This window comes from Myroides marinus (assembly GCF_900109075.1).
GTDB lineage: Bacteria > Bacteroidota > Bacteroidia > Flavobacteriales > Flavobacteriaceae > Flavobacterium > Flavobacterium marinum_A.
On sequence record NZ_FNYS01000001.1, the window covers coordinates 486,915 to 506,684 of the forward strand.

The window sequence follows — 19,770 nt, forward strand, 5'->3', positions numbered from 1 at the left end:
TTAAAACCTTAGTTTATCCCTTTAAAATTAGCTATCTATGCTTTTTTTGACTAATTTTGCTCTTACTTCGAAACAAACATATAAACAAAGTTTCGATTAAAACTAAAAGAAAACAAAGTTTTTAAAAATATTACTAGAATGGACAGAATACAACGCGTTAATGATGCTATCAAATGGGTCATATTTGAAGGATTAGCAAAGAACCAGACTGACCTAGCACAAAAGCTTGGCTACACGAAGTCTTCTTTCTCTCAGATAGTGAATGGACGTGTAAACATCAGTGACAACTTTATAGAGAATCTTACCAAATTTGCACAGAGTCTAAGTAAACATTGGTTATCAACAGGAGAAGGAAGCATGATATTGACTTCTAACGCTTCTTCTACAATACAAGAATTGACAGGAGATCCAATAGGACAAGAATTATATAATTTTGAAGCAACTAATATTACTAAAGACACAGTACCTGAGATTATGTATAATAATCATGGTAATAAGTTTACCTTTTACCCTGATGGTCGTATCTACATAGAAGTGCTAAAGATACCTTCTTCAGCCCACGCTTCATACATCACTTGTTACCAAGACGATGTACAGCTTATACAGGAGTTTGACACCATACAGTTTAGAGTAGATAAATTCGGATTGGGACATTATAAGGCCTTTGATGTAGTAGGAGACTCTATGAATGGTGGTAATATAGAAGATACACCAGATGGTGCAGAAGTATTAGGACGTGAAGTAGGCCGTCACTTATGGGAAGGTGGATTTAGAAATACTACTTACGGATTTATCATCATTACTAAAGATGCTACCTTCTTAAAAGATATTACTAACTACGATGAACAGAATGGCCTTATTACACTAAGCAGTCGTAATAAGATATACGAACCTTTTGATTACCCTATAAACAACGTTTATCAGATATTCCACGTTATCAAACGTATATTCTAAAATAAAAAGCCCAATCTGTTTAATTCAGATTGGGCTTTTCTTATACTAGATATAACTCAATTTATTTACACTGAGCATCATAGTTGTCAATTAATTTCTTTAGACCTTCGATAGTGAACAAATCTATTCCATCAAAGCTTATTGTCTCACAACTCAAGTACTCTTTAATAGCAGTTACTAACTTATCCTGATCGCTTCTAGTCGCAGCAAAGCCATTTTGAGCATCCTTAAGTTTTATAGCATATAATCGTTCTGTAGGACTATAATAAAGTCCTAGTTTATTACTTCCATAAATATGTTTAAAGAATGTAGACCCACTACTTAACTTATTTAAAAAACCTATAGTCTTATTCGCTATATCATAACTAAACCCTTCGTATCTCTCTACTTTTCCATCTTTAGCTAAAGTTACTTCAAAACTTACTTTATCACTAGCTTTATAACTAGTAGACTTAATCTTTCCTTTCTCATTAGCAGCATAGACATACACTTTATTTCCATAACTAGACACATCTGCCACATTAGTCCAACCAGCAGTAGCGTCATCAGCTTTATCTGCATTATCAAAAGCTATAGAGATTTCTCCTTCTACTTTAGTTCCGTTTGCATCTATTAAGAATCCTTTTTCTCTACGGATATTAGCATCATTCTCTTTAGCTATACGTTTTTGCTCTGCTAACTTTTCAATTATTTCTGCCATTACTTTATCATCTATTGATTCAAAGTCTATTCCATTAGCATACATAATTGCTAATAATTCCATCGCATGAGAAGGGCCAGGTATATCTTTAGGTCGAGGCGTTACTACAAAACGCTGATTGTCATACGTAAATAAAGTATAGCCAGGAGTAGAAGCTTTATATAAATCCCCCATAGAGAAATTCTCTTTGTAATTAGTCCAGTAACCTATAGGTTGTTTTGTCTTTTTACTAAAGAACGCATAGATACTTTGATCTTTACTTACCTTGATAACTACATTTCCTATTTCTTTTTTATCGCTATAGATTTTGTTATCAAGACCTATACTTACCTTTTTCTCCTTAGCGATTGCCATACCTTTTTCTATCACTGCATTTACAGAATCATTGATAGCTTTTACATTGACCATAACATCTTTCTTAGGCTCTGCCATTAAAGCATCTAATACCTCATAGTCAATTCCTTTGTCATTCATTAGCTTGTACTGTCCCTTAGTAATTATCGCAAAAAAGACCGTCTCATTACCAATCGCAAAAGACAAGCTTTCATAAGGTATATTATTACTCTTACCATTGCGCATATCTGTCACGTTTATCACGTGAAACACCTTACCAATTCGAGTATACTCTCTAATCTCTTCTAATTTAAAAATATCTTCTCCTTTAGGATTCTTATATACATAAGTCTGGCTATCTAGCTTCTGTATACTCGCAAGAGGATCTGTAGTTTTATCTACATATACTACACTTTTTTTGATCACTAATTTCTGTGCCATAGAGACTCCCATAATACCAAGAGTTGCACACATAACAAGTAAAAATCTTTTCATAACTTTTTTATTAATATTAATACATCAAAATTAACAAAAATTACCATAACTAATTATTTTATAAGTAAATACAAAAAAAAAGCAACCTCATCTCTGAGATTGCTTTCTTACTAACTTATTATGTTTATTCAATTATTGTTTCGTCTTAATCAGGATTACACCATTCACCCCTTTATCTCCATATTTATCTGCAGCAGCGCTTCCTTTTAGCACTTCCATTGTCACAACATTAGCAGCATCTAAAGTTTTAAGATCATCATTACTTTTCTCTACATTGTTGATAAACACCAAGCCTTTAAAGCTATCACTCTTAACACTAGTCAGACTAGCAGAAACTTTCTCTTTATATCTCTTAGTAATTTCCTCTACCCTAGCAGCTTTCTCATAATCTTCATCGGTTTTTAATGTATATTCTAAAACTGTTTTATTACCTGTATAACCAAGTTCTTTATTTGCAGCCTCTCTACTATACACTCTTACTGACTTCATCTTTCTATAAAAGCTTTCTAATTCACTTTCTGCTACTTGTTTACCATCAACATAGTAAACGAATTTATCACTAATACTTCTTTCTCTTATATCTTTCTCTATTTCAGCTTTTCTTCCTTCTGCACTAGCTCTTCTCTTTTCTGCTTCTGTACGTTTGTTCTCTATTTCAGCTTTTCTTCTTTCTACATTAGCACTTCTCTTATCTATCTCAGCACGTTGTTTCTCTTGTTTAGCTAAAATCACTTGACGTTCAGCGTCACTTCGTTCACGCAATGCTAGACGCAACTTAGCTTGTGCCTCTTCTTTCTCTTTTAATTTTCTCATTAAATCTTTCTCAGCATCCGCACTAGATTTAGAAGAAGTACCTTCCACTACCCTAGTTCCATCTTTATCTACTACTGCTACACTAAAAGACGTTTTTGCATTTCCTCCATAATTAACAGCATTATCCATAAAGCTTCCCTTACCAGTCCACTCTGTCTCTGGTCTAAGTTTTAATTCTACAGCTCCGTCTTTACCGATGTTTCCGTAGCGTGCAGTTGCAGTCTTTGCATCTAATATGTCCACATTAGCTATACTAGACACTGGATTACCTAATGCTACATACTCACTATAAGTATATACCTGTCCATTTACAACATAAGGTATATCTTTAGCTATTTTATTAGCTTCTTTACTAATTGCCTTAGCCTCTTTTCCTATCTTTTTAGCTTCTGCACCTACACTCTTAGCTTCTTCACCGATATTCTTAGCCTCTCTACCTACATTTACTGCTTCTACTCCTAGAGCTTCAGCTTCTTTTCCTAAGCGTTCTACTTCTTCACTAAGTCTTCTAGCCTCCTCGCTTATCTTACTAATATCCTCTGGAGTAGTGTTATCTTGACTAGTTACTTTACTTTTATCTTTACCAGATACTTCTATATACTGAGCCTTAACTTCTGTCTGAAACAAGAAGAAAAAACCTCCTAACACAGGTGTTAGCAATAAATACTTTAAACGTTTCATATTAGTTGATTTTGGGTTGTTAAGCATAATTATTCTCTTCTTCAGATCAGATGTCCCGAATGTGTTCACGATAGGTACACAGTCTAGCTTATTTGTCTCATATAAGACTAAAGCTCTCTGATAAGTATAGGTATCCGCATGACGAGTAATCTCCTCATCTACGATATACTCAAGGTTAAGGTTAATCTCTCGCTGTAAAAAGTAAAGTGCAGGATTAAACCAAAACAGATGTTTTAGTGCCTCTATTATGATTAGATCAATACTATGCCTCTGCTGTACATGTACCTGCTCATGGGCTAATACTACATCTACCTGATCCATAGTCTCATAATCTTTAGGTAGTACTACCCAGTTCATAAACGAATAAGCATCACTAGACTGCTCATCTATACGCAAGCTATCATTCACCTGACTAACAGGTAAATTATGGATATGACGTACGAGTTTTATCACTTTATATCCTAGCCACAATATACTCATCGCTGTCAGACTGATATATAAATAACTAAGTGAAGTAATAAGATTCTCTGCTGTCCAGATACTCTCCTCGACAGCTATACTTTCTAAACTTGTATCATCTAGTAGATAAGCATATGCCATAGTATCTAAAGGCTCTACTTCTACCTGTACTATAGAAGTATAAGTGATTAAAGGCAGTAGCAAACTCAATGCTATCCCTCCTAAGAAGTAAATACGATTAGCGTGTACAAATGTCTCTTTCTGCAAGAACAACTTGTAGAATAGATATAGGACTAACAGTAGTCCGTTCGTCTTTAATATATAAATAAGAATGGGTGTCATAAATCAGTTGATTGGTTGGTTGATAATCAAACTATTTTTTATTCTTCTCTATAATCTCCATTAGTTCATCCAGCTCTGTCTTAGATAATTTCTTATCCTTCACGAAGAAACTCACTAGATTACTAAACGAATTATCAAAGTATTTCTCCATCGTCTCTTCCATAAACATCTTTCTGTAATCCTCTTTTTTTACTAATGGATAATACTGGTGTGACTTACCATAAGCCTTATAAGATACCACTCCCTTCTCTTCTAAGATACGCACAAGCGTAGATAGTGTATTATAGTGAGGTTTAGGCTCAGGCATATGTTCCAAAATATCATTGACAAATCCCTTTTCGAGTTTCCAAAGGATACACATGATTTCTTCTTCTTTGTTTGTTAGCTTTTCCATAATTGTAATTTGATACAACAAACATATAACTATTTTTTTAGTTTTCAAACTAAAGTTTTAGTTACAATAAAATAAAAGTATAATAATCAAATGCATACACGACATAAAGCCACTGTTTATAAGGAAAAAATATTTTGAAAAACATTAGATGTTATCTCGGATTTAAGGTTATTATGTATGATATACCTAAAATCATCTCTATAGCATATATTTCTATTTCATCTAATAGTTATAAGGGTTTTCGTTGGAGTGAGTCCATAGTAAGTCCATGATGAGTCCATAGTGACTCCATTATTTTACAATGTTTTAATGGAGTCACTATACACACATTATTCATTCATCATATTATCACCCGCATCGATCTCCTAATAAATACAAAAGATACTAGAATCAAAAAAGCCTTACACAACGGTGAATGTGTAAGGCTTAGAAACATAGTCATAACTAATTATGCTACTATTAATGATTAATACAAAAAGCAAGAAGTACGTATGTTCTACATTTTAGTACGGGAAAACTAACTTCTTATAAAAACTCGGTTAGATGTAGGACAACTACTCGTATTATGTATCATTACTAGTCGGTTTGATTGCTTTTAATAGTTGGTACATATCATTTGGTTTGACATAAGCGAAGTGTCTATAGAGTACTTCTAAATTTTCGTTTAAGAATATCATAGCTGGATAAGCATTAGACTGGGCTAATTCTTTGGCTAACTCATGTTGCTTAGCATTAATCCCAAGTTTCTTTAGCGAATACTCTTTTCCTCTATAAGTGATGGTCTCATCTCGCTCTGCATTAAATGATATGTAATAAAAATCGTTATTCAGTTTGTGCACCACTTGCTGATCTTTTAGCGTCTTTCGCTCCATCAGTGAACAATAGCTACACCAATCTGTATGTAAGAATATCACTACAGGTTTAGGCTTACTAGCCACTGCTGACTCAAGCTCAGAGAACTTAATTTCTTTGGGCTGAGCAATAGCACCCAACCCAAAGAAATAACTCAACATGAAAAATAACAAACTTCTACTCATTTACCCACTAACTAATTAAAAGATATTATATCTAACTCCTAAGAAACCTCTTATTCCTTGTAACGGAGTATAACTGTAATCATTTGGTTCGAAGATTACATCATTTCTACCTGGAGGTGGAGCTACGCCATTACCTGGTTCTCCGAATGGATCCCACCATCTCGCGATAGTGTCTTCCTTAGGTAGTGTATTAAATAGGTTCTTTACCCCTCCATACACTTGAAATCCATTGTTGAATTTCTTCGTTACTTGGATATTAGCCAATACTGTCCATGGCGAATACTCTGGTCTGTAGTCATTCTCCACTCTCGGTAAGCGCATTGGGCCTTTCCAGTCTGAAGTCAAGTCTGCTGTAAATCCACTACCGAAATTATAACTGGCAATAAAGTTACCTGACCATTTAGGAGAGTGATAGATTTGCTCACGTGCTCCATCTTCTTTTCTATATACATCCATATATGTAGCTCCTGCCATCAACTTTAATGGAAAATCAAAAGTCACATCTACATTAAGTGATACCCCCTTAGATATAGCATGTCCATCTAGGTTAGCATAGATAATCTTAGTCTGATCCGTATCTGTATCTGCGTCTATCTTATTCGTAAAATAGGTGTAGAACCCGTTGATATCAAAATTAAATACTCCGAAGTTAGAAGGTACTTTTAACGTATAGTTCAGATTGGCGTTATACGACTTCTCTGGATCTAATTGTTCTGCGAAAACTACCTCTCTTGCCCCTGTCAGCGCTCTGTGATCTTCTGTGAATACGTTCACTACGCGGAATCCTGTACCAAAGCTCGCTCTCAATGCTTGATTTTTAGTAGGAGTAAACTTATACCCTAATCGAGGCGAGTGTATCGCTTTATGCTTCTGATCGTAGTCAAAGCGGTATCCTAATAATAACTTGTTGCGGTCATTTAACTTCCACTCATCTTGAATAAAGATACCAGGTATTGGAGTCTCTTGAGGTTGGTTTTTCACTAATCCATTCTCGTCATAGATACCAGTAGCACGAGTATTGTCATCATAATAAGTATATTTAAATGACGCTCCTAATAGTAAGCTATGATTACCTAAACTCTTATCCCAATATGCCTGAGCGAATGCTACTTGTTGTTTAGCGTCGTATGACTCTGGTCCATACATAGAGTTTTGCTTGTGATAGATATAAGAGAACTGTGTATAGATATTCTCAGTAGTTGGCAATTGGTACATACCTATAGCCTCAAACCTGTTAGTGAATATACTCTCTGCATATACATCTTCTCCTCCACGGTGTTGCTTGCGTTTCCAGTTAGTCTCACCACCCCATCTATCCTCGTATACATAACGCAAAGCTAGGCTAGCTACTTTATCATCTTTACGCTTTAGAGAGAACTTATTGAATAGAGATACTCTATCCTGCTGTGTCACATCTGTAAAGCCATCGCCATTCTTATCTTTCTTTTCTCCAAACTTAAAGTAGTTTCCTCCGAAAAGTCCTTTCACTTTACTTCCTAATTTATAGCTCGCTCCTAAATCTATATTATTTTCTAACCAAGTCGTAGTAAACGCATCTACGCTCAACTTCGCAGCGTGCTCAGGGTCTTTAGTGATTACGTTGATAATACCACCCATCGCTTCTGTACCGTATAGTGAAGACGCTGGCCCCTTAACTACTTCTACTCTCTCTATCATATTAGTCGGAATACCAAATAATCCGTACACTGTTGACAAAGAAGATACGATAGGCATACCGTCGATTAAGATCATAGTATAAGGTCCTTCCATCCCATTAATATGGATATCTCCAGTGTTACACACATTACAATTAAGCTGAGGTTGTACCCCATTAATCATCTGTACTGCGTCAAATAGACTGGCTGTAGGATTCTTTTCAAAAAAAGCTGGAGTATAAATCTCAACAGGTACTACAGCTTCTGACTTTAATACAGGCTTTAATGTTCCTGATATTACAATCTCGTCTAAGTTAGAATTCTCTTTTATATCGAAGTTTACTACTACCTCTTGGCCTTCTTTTACAGTTACTTTTTTGCTTTGAGGTTCAAAACCTACGAAATCAGCTTTGACTGTATAACTTCCTTCTTTAAGACCTTCTATTAAATATTCTCCATTTTCATCTGTTGTAGTTCCGATAGTAGTTTTCTCTATCACAACAGTTGCATAGGATAATATATCCCCTTTTGAGCTTACCTTTCCTTTTATCTTCTGAGCGTACACTCCTCCGACAAAAACAAGGCTACACAAAAAACTAATTACAATACGCATAAATATATTTTTACCTTAATACTTACTTAAAATTTAGGCAAAGCTAAAAATTAATTTGTAATTAAAAAAATAGTAACTTTGTATTTAAACAAAAAAACATTCCATGCTTACCTATTCAGAAGAGAATTATTTAAAAACAATATTCCACTTGTCACTAGGACAGTCTCAAGGTATATCGACTAATGCCATAGCTGCTAAAATCGAAACTAAGGCTTCGTCGGTGACTGATATGATAAAGAAGCTAAATGACAAAGAATTAATAACATACCAAAAATATCAGGGAGTTACTCTTACTCCAAAAGGAGTAATGGCTGCTAAGATGATCGTGCGTAAACACCGTCTATGGGAAGTATTCTTAGTAGAAAAACTTGGTTTTAATTGGGATGAGGTTCACGATGTAGCTGAAGAATTAGAGCATATCAAATCTGAGAAATTAATTAATAAATTAGATTCTTTTTTAGGTTTCCCGACAGAAGATCCTCATGGTGACCCGATACCTAACGCTAAAGGAGAAATAAAACAGATAGATAAAAAGCTCTTGTCAGAAATAGAGCCTAATAAAGAAGTAGTCTGTGTAGGAGTGAAAGATTCTTCTACAGAATTCTTACAATACTTAGATAAACAAAAAATATCTCTAGGGTCTAAACTAGAAATAATAGAAATAGAACCTTTTGACCAATCATATGTGATCAAAGTGGATAATCACAATATCACGATTACAAAGAAGATAGCAAGTAATCTATTCGTGAAAAAACAATAAAAACAAAAAAGCTTCTCGAGTGAGAAGCTTTTTTAGTTTGTTATTTATATGCTTTTGCTATTTCGTCTAGCATTATATTAAGTGAGATATATCCTCCACCTGCTAAATACCATGCGTTAGGATCTAGATACACTATCTTTCCATTCTTATATGCATTAGTCTTCTGAATTAAAGGATTCTCTACTTCAGACTTCTCAGCTATAGTATTGTCCATCACTGCTCCTCTATCGATGATGAAGATAATATCAGGATTGTGCTCCATAATAAATTCACTAGAGATAATATTACCGTGGTCACTAGCTCCTTCTAATTCTGGTGCAGCTGGCTTAACTCCTAAATCTTTAAACATAAATCCATAACGAGACTCCACTCCGAATGCGCTATAACTTTTATTATTATACAAGATTAATAATGCCTTAGCATCACTTTTACCAATGACTTCTTTCATGTCTGCTACTTTAGCATCTATCTTATCCACTAGTGCATTAGCCTTGTCTTCTACCTGAAATACTTGTCCTATAGTCTTCAGATTATCTTTAGTACTCGCTAAATAGTTACTCCCTGAAATTCCTAAAGATAACGTAGGTGCTATCTTAGCAAACTCTGGATAATCCTTATCAAACCAGTTACTCATAATGATTAAATCAGGATTGACCTTAGCTACTTCTTCATAATTCGGTTGCATAAAAGATCCTACATTAACGATATTCGTATCATCAGCATATTTAGATAGATAGTTAGGACTGTATACCTTAGCCATTCCCTTAAAAGGTATGCCTAATTCTGCCATATTATCCATAGCTCCCACATCAAAAACCACAACATTGTCTAACTTTTTATTAAAGCTGATCGTTCTGCCCATATTCTCTATCGAAATAGTCTCATCAGAAGATACTTTAGTATTCTCTTGTTTACATCCTACGAATAGCATCGCTGCTAGTACTGTACTAGTGATAACCTTAGAAGTCATTCTCATTTTGTATTTATTTAAATTAAATATAAATAACAAATATAGGGTTCATAATCGAGGAACTAAAAGAATAGTTGTAATTTTTATACCTTAAAAAGTGCATTTAGGACAAAAGACCTTCTATTCTATTTTGGATTTAATACTTTTGCATCACCAAACAACACACAACTTATGAAAACTCTATTCTCTCCTTTAAAACTAAGGGACAACACGTTACACAATAAAATCATTGTATCACCAATGTGCCAATACTCTGCTGAAGAGGGTTTGGCTACAGATTGGCATCTCGTACATTATGGACAGTTTGCGATAGGTAAAGTTGGCGCAATTATACAAGAAGCTACTGCTGTAAGTCCTGAAGGTAGGATAACTTATGCAGACCTTGGAATATGGTCTGACGAGCATATAACAAAACTAAAACAGATTACAGCATTTATAAAGAGTCAAGGTTCTGTACCAGGAATCCAATTAGCACACGCTGGTAGAAAGGCCAGTTGTGATAAACCATGGATAAGTAGAGCTCAGATAGCTCCTGATACTAAGAATGGTTGGCAAACTATAGCTCCTTCTGCTATTGCATTTAACGAAGGTGAGAACTTGCCTATAGCAATGGATAAAGCAGAAATTAATAGAATAATAGATGCTTTTAAATCAAGTGCTGTACGTGCTATAGAGGCTGGATATGAGATTATAGAGCTTCATGGTGCACATGGGTATCTAATACACCAGTTCTTCTCTCCTCTGACTAATCAGCGTACGGATGAGTATGGCGGTTCTTTTGAGAACAGGATTAGATTCTTAATAGAGGTCATAGAGGCTGTCAAGTCAGTATTGACTACGCAGAGTCTTTGGTTGAGAATATCAGCTACAGATTGGGCAGAAGGCGGATGGTCTTTAGAGGATAGTATCAGACTTGCTAAAATAGTACATGATAAAGGAGTAGAACTGATAGATGTGAGCACAGGCGGATTAGTTAGACACCAACAGATAAAAGTAGAGAAGAACTATCAAGTGCCTTACGCTCAAGCAATAAAACAACAAACAAATATATTAGTAGGAACAGTAGGTCTAATCAAAACTGGACAACAGGCTGAAGAGATATTAGAAGCGGGACAAGCGGACTGTATCCTACTTGGTAGAGAATTATTAAGAGATCCTCACTTCGCTATGAGAGCGGCTCACGAACTGGGTGTAAACATCGACTGGGCTAATCAATACGAAAGAGGAAAAGAAACAATATAATATTTAATACAATTAAAACTCAGTAAAACAACAATGAACAAAAGTTTAATAGCATTAGCAGTAGGTGGATTAGCCATCGGTATGACAGAATTCTCAATGATGGGACTACTACCTAATATCGCTAATGACTTACAAATAAGTATTCCGAAAGCGGGGAACTTTATCTCTACTTATGCCTTAGGTGTGGTAGTAGGTGCTCCACTATTAGTAATGTCGTCTAATAAGTACGCACCCCACAAGGTACTTATGGCTCTAATGGTGATGTTCTCTTTCTTTCACTTACTTTTTGTCTTATCACCAAGCTACTCAACACTTATTATCTCAAGATTTATGTCTGGTCTTCCTCACGGAGCATTCTTTGGGGTAGGATCTGTAGTAGCTACTCGATTAGCACAAAAGGGTAAAGAGGCTCAGGCTGTAGCTATAATGTTCGCAGGGCTTACTACAGCTAACTTAGTAGGTGTACCACTTAGTACGTATATCGGACAAGAGTACTCATGGCGTACTGCGTACATGTTAATCGCTTCGTTAGGTATTATCTCAGCATTGACAATCTTGTTATGGGTTCCTAAGTTGGAGGCAGATAAAGATACTAACTTAAAGAAGCAAACTGCTTTCTTTAAAACACCTATCGCATGGGTATTAGTAGCATTAATATCTATTGGTACAGGAGGTTTATTTGCATGGATTAGTTACATCGCTCCGATGATGACGAATATCGCTAATATAGCGGAGGCTAACATTCCTATTGTTATGACTTTGGTTGGTTTAGGAATGTTCTTAGGTAACTTCGTTGGAGGTAAATTAGCAGATACTTTCCCTCCAGCTAAGGCTGTTATCTTTTCATTCTGTGCGATGGCTACTTGTTTGATTATCGTGTATTATACGGTACATATTCAATGGATGGCTTATGCCATGTCTTTAGTTACGGGATTAATTGCATTCACTATTGGTTCGCCTTTGCAAATGTTGTTAATCAATAACGCTAAAGGGTCTGAGATGTTAGCTGCTTCTGCTGGACAGGCATCATTTAATATCGGTAATGCATTAGGTGCTTCTTTAGGAGGTATTCCTATCACAATGGGATTAGGCTATAACTCTCCAGAATGGGTAGGTGCTGGTCTAGCACTGTGTGGAGCATTATTGGCTTACGTTTTTATTCAAATGAAAAAGAAAGCTACTGCTTAAAAAAGAGTTGATTAATAAAAAACTATACGACATTGTACGTGCTTTTTAGTCAATCATTCACAATAAGTTTATAAATTTGTAGGAAATAATTTTTAGCAATGTACAGAACGCATAATTGTGGAGCTTTAAGAGCTTCGGATATAAATACAGAAGTTACCCTATCAGGATGGGTAAGCAAGCATCGCGATAAAGGTTTTATGATTTGGGTTGATTTACGTGACCGTTACGGTATCACGCAGTTAATCTTTGATGCAGAGAGAACTGATAAAGCAGTATTCGAAGCAGCTAAAAACCTTGGAAGAGAGTTTGTTATTCAAGTAAAAGGACAAGTAATAGAGCGCGCGTCTAAAAACCCTAATATCCCTACTGGTGATATCGAGATTTTAGTACACACTCTTACAGTATTAAACGAGTCTGCTGTACCTCCATTCACTATCGAAGATGATACTGATGGTGGTGAAGATATACGTATGAAATACCGTTACTTAGATATCCGTAGAAACCCAGTTAAAAACAATTTATTGTTTAGACACAAGGTTGCTCAAGAAGTGAGAAATTATCTTTCTGCTCAAGATTTCTGTGAGGTAGAAACACCTTACTTAATCAGTTCTACTCCTGAAGGAGCTCGTGACTTCGTAGTGCCTTCTCGTATGAACGCTGGTCAATTCTACGCATTGCCACAATCTCCTCAAACATTCAAACAATTGTTGATGGTAGGTGGTATGGATAGATACTTCCAGATAGTTAAATGTTTCCGTGATGAGGATTTACGTGCTGATAGACAGCCTGAATTTACTCAGATAGACTGTGAGATGACTTTCGTAGATCAAGAGGATATCATGGATACGTTCGAAGGAATGACTAGACACCTACTAAAATCTATTCATGGTATAGAAGTGGAAAAATTCCCTCGTATGACTTTCGAAGAAGCGATGCGCAAATATGGGAATGACAAACCAGATATCCGTTTTGGTATGGAGTTCGGTGAATTAAATGCTGTTGCTCAACATAAAGATTTCGGTGTATTTAACAGTGCAGAATTAGTAGTAGGTATTGCTGTACCTGGTGCTGCTTCGTACACTCGTAAAGAGATAGATGCTCTTATCGACTGGGTAAAACGCCCACAAGTAGGTGCTTCTGGTATGGTGTACTGTAAATGCGAAGCTGATGGTACATTCAAATCTTCTGTAGACAAGTTCTACGACCAAGAAGATCTTAAAAAATGGGCTGAGGTAACTGGTGCTAATGCTGGTGACTTAATCTTAGTTCTATCTGGTCCTGCTAACAAAACAAGAGCGCAATTAAGTGCTCTACGTATGGAGTTAGGTAACCGTATGGGATTGAGAAAGTCTGATGAGTTCGCTCCTCTATGGGTAATTGACTTCCCATTATTCGAGTATGACGAAGAAGCTGGACGCTACTTCGCTATGCACCACCCATTCACTTCGCCTAAAGTAGAAGATATTCCATTATTAGACACTGATCCAGGTAAAGTACGTGCTAATGCTTATGATATGGTATTAAACGGTAACGAAATTGGAGGAGGTTCTATTCGTATACACGATAAAGCTACTCAAGAGTTGATGTTTAAACACCTTGGATTTAGCAAAGAAGAAGCTGAAAAACAATTCGGTTTCTTAATGAATGCATTCCAATATGGAGCACCACCTCACGGAGGATTAGCTTTTGGTCTTGATAGATTAGTAGCTATATTAGGAGGACAAGAAACAATTAGAGATTTCATTGCGTTCCCTAAAAACAACTCTGGTAGAGACGTTATGATTGACGCTCCTGCGACAATTACTCCAGAACAATTAGAAGAATTACACATTACTGTAGTACAACCACAGTAATCACAATAAAAAAGGGAGTTACTCATTGAGTAACTCCCTTTTTGCTTTTATATACTTTGCTTATTTTCCGTTATAAGTATTCATAGCATTATTTAATCCTCCTAAAGCGAACTCTTGTACTGCCTTAGAAGCCATTTTAAGACGTTCTGGCATAAGTTCTTTCTCTTTATCATCCCATACCCCTAAAACATAATCAACTTGCTGTCCTTTCTTAAATTCATCACTTATCCCAAATCTAAAGCGAGGATATGCTGCAGAGTTTAATGTAGCTTGTATACTCTTAAGGCCATTATGTCCTCCATCAGATCCTTTTGGTTTAATTCTAATCGTTCCAAAAGCAAGGTTTAGATCATCTGTAATAACTAAGATATTCTCTACAGGTATCTTCTCCTTCTCCATCCAATACTGTACTGCTTTACCACTAAGGTTCATATAAGTATTAGGCTTAAGAAGTAATAACGTTCTTCCCTTTACTTTTACTTCTGCAAGGCTTCCTAACTTAACAGTCTGCCAATCTCCTCCAAGTTCATTAGCTATTTCGTCTACAACTTTAAAACCAATGTTGTGACGTGTATTTATATATTCAGCTCCTATATTTCCTAATCCGATAATTAAAAACTTCTTCATCTCTCTATTAATGACATAATTAATTGCTGTACAAAAGTACATTAAAGCTAACAAGTAACCTTATTTTAAGACACAAAAAAAAGCACCTGTGTAAACACAGATGCTTTTGAAAATATCTTCTCGAAAGAATTATTTTTTCTTTGTAGCTGTTTTTGCTGCTTTCGCTGCTTCTTGAGCTGCTTTCATAGCTGCACGAGAAATTCTTACTTGACAGATTACAGTGTTGTCAGCATGTAACAATTTGTAATTGTTAACAGTAACATCAGTAACGTATAATTTGTTACCCATCTCTAAGTCAGAAATGTTAATTTCTACGAAGTCAGGTAAGTTTGCTGGTAAAGCTTTAACTTTCAATTTACGTAAGTTTAAGTTTAATACCCCTCCAGCCATTACACCTTTAGAGTTTCCAGTAATTTTAACTGGTACGTCTAATGTAATTTCTTTGTCGTCATGTAACTGATAGAAATCGATGTGTAAGATTTTATCAGATACTGGATGGAATTGGATATCTTGCAATACTGCATTGTAAGTTTTTCCACCTTCCAATTCAATTACCACTGTGTGTACGTTTGGAGTGTAAACTAAGTTTTTGAATGCTTTCTCTTCTGCTGAAAAGTGCACAGCTGCTTCAGTTCCTCCGTATAACACGCAAGGTACCATTCCAGCATTACGTAAGGCTTTAGTTGATACTTTACCTACGCTTTCTCTTTCTGATCCTTTAATCGTAATTGATTTCATTTAAATATATTTAAAAAATTAATAAATTCTACACTACAAAAGTCTTACTAATAGACTCGTTAGCATGTACATTGTGCATTACTTCTGCAAATAATGGAGCACAACTTAGTACTCTAATTTTATCACATGGTTTCTTCAATGGAATTGAATCTGTAACAATTAATTCCTCAATAGCCGACTGCTCTATTTTCTCATATGCACTTCCTGATAAGATAGCGTGAGTACATATAGCTCTTACGCTTAACGCACCTCTTTCCATCATCATATCAGCAGCTTTAGCAAGTGTACCTCCTGTGTCAATCATGTCGTCAACTAAGATTACATTACGACCAGTAACATCTCCGATTAATTCCATCTTGTCGATGATATTAGCTTGTTTACGTTGTTTGTAACAAATTACTACATCAGACTCTAAGAATTTAGAGTAAGCATATGCTCTTTTAGATCCTCCCATATCAGGAGAAGCAATAGTCAAGTTATCTAAACCTAAGCTTTTTACATATGGTAAAAAGATAGTAGAAGCATATAAATGATCTACTGGTTTTTCAAAGAACCCTTGAATCTGATCAGCATGTAAATCCATCGTCATAATACGTGTTGCTCCAGCTGATTCAAGCAATTTAGCAACTAACTTAGCTCCAATTGGAACCCTTGGTTTGTCCTTTCTATCCTGTCTTGCCCATCCAAAATATGGAATTACAGCAGTAATATGTCTTGCTGATGCACGTTTAGCTGCATCACACATTAATAACAATTCCATCAGATTATCTGCTGATGGGAATGTAGAACACACTAAGAAAACTCTTCTTCCTCTAATTGACTCTTCAAATGAAGGTTGAAACTCTCCATCACTGTAGTGTGATAAAGTTACTTTTCCTAGTTCTACTCCGTATGCTTTTGCAATTTTCTCAGCAAGCTCTGTGCTTTGAGCGCATGCAAAAATCTTTGCGTCTGGTTCGAAATATGACATTGTATAATTAGTTGTTATGTTGTGAGTTAGAACTTAACCATGATTGTTAAGCGCTGCAAATTTATAAAATATAAATTGACTAAACGATTTTTTTTAAGCATTTTTCTTTGTAACTAATTTTTTTTATCTACATTTGCACTCACAAACAATAAGTCATCGCCCGGATGGCGGAATTGGTAGACGCGCACGACTCAAACTCGTGTTCTTCGGAGTGTGGGTTCGATTCCCACTCCGGGCACTAAAAAAGCCTAACTCAATGAGTTAGGCTTTTTTTATTTAAGATCTTAATAGAAACTTCTAGCGCGCATCATCCGCTGATGGTCCATACATGCCTGGTATAGCAACATCCAATAAACGTAAGTATACTGATAATTGTCCTCTATGATGATAAATGTGGTTATTCACAATAAATCTATTTGCTGCTACTTTTGGCATTTCAACTATCACATGCTCTCCTGATTTCAGTTTCCAATCATTCATCCACTTCCCTTCATCAAACATATTTAAAGATGATATAACAGCTTTTTCATACCTATCTAGTAATGTTAATAGCTCCTCTTTAGTAGATGCTTCTAATGCTTTATAATCTGTTTGAAAATCCAAATGATCTTTAGTCAAAATATTCTCTGTCCAAATTGTAAGTTCTACAATATGTTTAGATAAATCACCAAGACTCATAGATTTTGCATGAGGTTTCCAGCCCCACTGATCATTTGGCACACAAGCTATAATCTTCTTTGTACTATTAACTTCATGCCCTAATTCTAATAAAAAGCTCTTTGATATTCCCATGTTTTTTGTTTTAAATATACACATAAAAAATCCAATCATACATATACAATCTACTAAAATCCCTTATTATTCCTCAGCTTATAACTACAAACAATCGCTAAAGAATATTTAAAATTAGTTAAATACAATAATATCAAAGTAATATTAAGATAATGATTTAGTAAATTTGACTTTACACAAAACTAAATATACATATTCGATTGTGGCATTAATGAAAATGTTATGGGAAAATTAAAACTTCAGGAGATAGAAAGGGTGAAATCTATTTCAGAAAAAGATTTCATTGAAAATTACTTCAAGAAACAAAAACCAGTCGTAATTGAGAATCTAACAAAAGACTGGCCTGCTTATACTAAATGGCATTTAAACTATATAAAAGAAATTGCTGGAGATAAAATCGTTCCCCTATATGATGATAGACCTGTATCTCATAAAGATGGTTTCAATGAAGCTCATGCTACAATGAAAATGTCTGATTATATTGACTTACTACAAAGTACACCTACAAACTATAGAATATTTCTTTACAATATCATGAAAGAAGTTCCTAGTCTAAAAGAGGACTTCAAATGGCCTAAACTTGGATTAAGGTTAGTAAAACAACTTCCAATGTTATTCTTTGGAGGCACAAATTCAAAAGTTTTTATGCACTTTGATATCGACTACTCAAACATCCTTCATTTTAACTTTAATGGTGAGAAACAATGTATGTTATTTGCACCTGACCAATCTAAATACATGTACAAAATTCCACATGCCTTAATCTCCAGAGAAGATATAGATTTTGACAATCCCGATTTTGACAAATGGCCTGCCTTACAATATGCTCAAGGTTTCGTATGCAATCTAAAACATGGGGAAATGCTGTATATGCCTGAAGGTTATTGGCATTATATGAAATATTTGACACCAAGTATTTCAATGAGTTTAAGAGCTTTTCCTAGTAAGTTTACTAACTTAACAAATGCATTTTACAATGTTACAATAATGAGATTTTTTGATAATTTTATGCGTCGCATCCAAGGACAAACCTGGATAGATAAAAAAAATGAAAGAGCAATTACTGAAACTCACAAAAAACTAGGCATTAAATAAATTGGAAGAAAACAAAATAAAATACTTAAGTCTAGAACAGGCTAAAAACAAATTAGAACATTTCTGTGCATACCAAGATCGGTGTCATGCTGAAGTAGTAACAAAGCTTTATAATCTAAAAGTAACGCCATCATTACATGATGAAGTAATTGTTCACCTAATAGAACATAAATTCCTAAATGAAGAACGTTTTGCTTGTAGTTTTGCAAGAGGAAAACATCGAATCAGTGGATGGGGAAAGAATAGAATACTAGGAGAACTCAAACTTCGAAAGATATCTTCTTTTCTAATAAAGAAAGCTATGCTAGAAATAACTGATGAAATGTATTTCGAAACACTTGATAGAATAGCTGCTCAGAAATGGAACTCTTTAACAGATACAGACATCACTAAAAAAACTCAAAAACTTATTGGTTATTTACATCGCAAAGGCTATGAAATGGAATACATTACAGACAAAATAGAAGAATTAAAAAACATATCATAACTAAAAAAGAGTCTCAATTGAGACTCTTTTTTTTATCTATATAAATCCATAAAGGCCATTTAAAACAAGAAAAACTTCTATTATAACGGAGACACCTAACGTTCAATTACATTACTTAAAACACGTTTAAAACAACTAACATGTACTTTATCATAACTTACCTTATTAAGTACAATTCTTAAATGTACGCACTAAACCAATAGCATAAACCTAATAAAAACAAAAAATCCCCAACCTCTAATGAGATTGGGGATTTCTAAAGAAAGGCGGCGACATACTCTCCCACTGGTTAGCAGTACCATCTGCGCTAGCGGGCTTAACTTCTCTGTTCGAAATGGGAAGAGGTGAGCCCCGCTGCAATAACCACCTTAAATCGGTTGTTACTTTACGTAACTAATATTTTTAACTATATCAATAATCACTTAACTCCTATTATCTAGAATACTTTAGAAAGTTGCCCTCCCCTTGAGGTATCAAGGGGAGACTCACATAAGCTTACGGGTTATTAGTACTACTCGACTTTGACATTACTGTCTTTACATCTATAGCCTATCAACGTTGTAATCTCCAAC

17 protein-coding genes, 1 tRNA gene and 2 rRNA genes are annotated in these 19,770 nt (G+C 35.1%); 8 read left to right on the forward strand and 12 right to left on the reverse strand.

What is annotated here, in order from left to right; genetic code table 11:
- The first annotated feature begins 138 nt into the window (after nt 1–138).
- Nucleotides 139–954 (forward strand): XRE family transcriptional regulator, encoded by an 816-nt coding sequence (locus BMX53_RS02225; RefSeq protein WP_038986952.1) that lies wholly within the window; start codon nt 139–141, stop codon nt 952–954.
- A gap of 61 nt (nt 955–1,015) precedes the next feature.
- Here the strand turns inward: BMX53_RS02225 and BMX53_RS02230 are convergent, their stop codons facing one another.
- The 5 genes from BMX53_RS02230 to BMX53_RS02250 form a co-directional block, all read right to left on the reverse strand.
- Entirely contained in the window at nt 1,016–2,482 is a 1,467-nt protein-coding gene (locus BMX53_RS02230) for a carbohydrate-binding protein (protein ID WP_074744373.1), read from the reverse strand.
- A gap of 132 nt (nt 2,483–2,614) precedes the next feature.
- On the reverse strand, nt 2,615–4,777 hold the full coding sequence (locus tag BMX53_RS02235; protein WP_074744375.1) for a M56 family metallopeptidase: 2,163 nt from the start codon (nt 4,775–4,777) through the stop codon (nt 2,615–2,617).
- A gap of 31 nt (nt 4,778–4,808) precedes the next feature.
- Nucleotides 4,809–5,171, reverse strand: a complete 363-nt coding sequence (locus BMX53_RS02240; RefSeq protein ID WP_038986949.1) for a BlaI/MecI/CopY family transcriptional regulator — start codon at nt 5,169–5,171, stop codon at nt 4,809–4,811.
- A gap of 563 nt (nt 5,172–5,734) precedes the next feature.
- Nucleotides 5,735–6,208 carry a thioredoxin family protein gene (locus BMX53_RS02245; RefSeq protein WP_038986948.1) on the reverse strand — a complete coding sequence of 158 codons (474 nt, stop codon included), beginning with the start codon at nt 6,206–6,208 and terminating at the stop codon, nt 5,735–5,737.
- A gap of 15 nt (nt 6,209–6,223) precedes the next feature.
- Nucleotides 6,224–8,476 (reverse strand): TonB-dependent receptor, encoded by a 2,253-nt coding sequence (locus tag BMX53_RS02250; protein ID WP_038986947.1) that lies wholly within the window; start codon nt 8,474–8,476, stop codon nt 6,224–6,226.
- 103 nt (nt 8,477–8,579) lie between these two features.
- On the opposite strand from BMX53_RS02250, the gene BMX53_RS02255 reads away from it, so the two are divergent.
- Entirely contained in the window at nt 8,580–9,236 is a 657-nt protein-coding gene (locus BMX53_RS02255) for a metal-dependent transcriptional regulator (RefSeq protein WP_038986946.1), read from the forward strand.
- A gap of 40 nt (nt 9,237–9,276) precedes the next feature.
- On the opposite strand, the gene BMX53_RS02260 is transcribed toward BMX53_RS02255, so the two are convergent.
- Nucleotides 9,277–10,206, reverse strand: a complete 930-nt coding sequence (locus BMX53_RS02260) for a siderophore ABC transporter substrate-binding protein (RefSeq protein WP_038986999.1) — start codon at nt 10,204–10,206, stop codon at nt 9,277–9,279.
- A gap of 171 nt (nt 10,207–10,377) precedes the next feature.
- Here BMX53_RS02260 and BMX53_RS02265 point away from each other — a divergent pair, with 171 nt between their 5' ends.
- From BMX53_RS02265 to aspS, 3 genes are all read left to right on the forward strand, one after another.
- Nucleotides 10,378–11,448 (forward strand): NADH:flavin oxidoreductase/NADH oxidase, encoded by a 1,071-nt coding sequence (locus BMX53_RS02265; RefSeq protein ID WP_038986945.1) that lies wholly within the window; start codon nt 10,378–10,380, stop codon nt 11,446–11,448.
- Nucleotides 11,449–11,481: 33 nt separating this feature from the next.
- On the forward strand, nt 11,482–12,636 hold the full coding sequence (locus BMX53_RS02270; protein ID WP_038986944.1) for an MFS transporter: 1,155 nt from the start codon (nt 11,482–11,484) through the stop codon (nt 12,634–12,636).
- A gap of 98 nt (nt 12,637–12,734) precedes the next feature.
- Nucleotides 12,735–14,489, forward strand: coding sequence for an aspartate--tRNA ligase (gene aspS / locus BMX53_RS02275; RefSeq protein ID WP_038986943.1), 1,755 nt, complete (start codon nt 12,735–12,737; stop codon nt 14,487–14,489).
- Nucleotides 14,490–14,549: 60 nt separating this feature from the next.
- On the opposite strand, the gene pth is transcribed toward aspS, so the two are convergent.
- From pth to BMX53_RS02290, 3 genes are all read right to left on the reverse strand, one after another.
- Nucleotides 14,550–15,116: an aminoacyl-tRNA hydrolase gene (gene pth, locus BMX53_RS02280; RefSeq protein ID WP_038986998.1), complete on the reverse strand. Its 567-nt coding sequence runs from the start codon at nt 15,114–15,116 to the stop codon at nt 14,550–14,552.
- A 129-nt stretch (nt 15,117–15,245) separates the two neighbouring features.
- A complete protein-coding gene (locus tag BMX53_RS02285) occupies nt 15,246–15,854 on the reverse strand; it encodes a 50S ribosomal protein L25/general stress protein Ctc (RefSeq protein WP_038986942.1) in 609 nt (202 codons plus the stop codon).
- A gap of 28 nt (nt 15,855–15,882) precedes the next feature.
- A complete protein-coding gene (locus BMX53_RS02290) occupies nt 15,883–16,824 on the reverse strand; it encodes a ribose-phosphate pyrophosphokinase (RefSeq protein WP_038986941.1) in 942 nt (313 codons plus the stop codon).
- A gap of 158 nt (nt 16,825–16,982) precedes the next feature.
- On the opposite strand from BMX53_RS02290, the gene BMX53_RS02295 reads away from it, so the two are divergent.
- Nucleotides 16,983–17,062: transfer RNA gene (locus tag BMX53_RS02295), tRNA-Leu, on the forward strand.
- 59 nt (nt 17,063–17,121) lie between these two features.
- Here BMX53_RS02295 and BMX53_RS02300 read toward each other — a convergent pair.
- Complete coding sequence (locus BMX53_RS02300) at nt 17,122–17,616, reverse strand: DinB family protein (protein ID WP_038986902.1); 495 nt, start codon at nt 17,614–17,616, stop codon at nt 17,122–17,124.
- Between the two features lie 222 nt (nt 17,617–17,838).
- On the opposite strand from BMX53_RS02300, the gene BMX53_RS02305 reads away from it, so the two are divergent.
- Nucleotides 17,839–18,711, forward strand: coding sequence for a cupin-like domain-containing protein (locus BMX53_RS02305; RefSeq protein ID WP_038986901.1), 873 nt, complete (start codon nt 17,839–17,841; stop codon nt 18,709–18,711).
- A 1-nt stretch (nt 18,712) separates the two neighbouring features.
- Nucleotides 18,713–19,198 (forward strand): regulatory protein RecX, encoded by a 486-nt coding sequence (locus BMX53_RS02310; protein WP_082671498.1) that lies wholly within the window; start codon nt 18,713–18,715, stop codon nt 19,196–19,198.
- Between the two features lie 261 nt (nt 19,199–19,459).
- Here the strand turns inward: BMX53_RS02310 and rrf are convergent.
- Together rrf and BMX53_RS02320 are read right to left on the reverse strand one after the other, a co-directional pair.
- Nucleotides 19,460–19,569: ribosomal RNA gene (gene rrf / locus BMX53_RS02315) — 5S ribosomal RNA — on the reverse strand.
- A 114-nt stretch (nt 19,570–19,683) separates the two neighbouring features.
- Nucleotides 19,684–19,770: ribosomal RNA gene (locus tag BMX53_RS02320) — 23S ribosomal RNA — on the reverse strand; the annotation flags it as partial.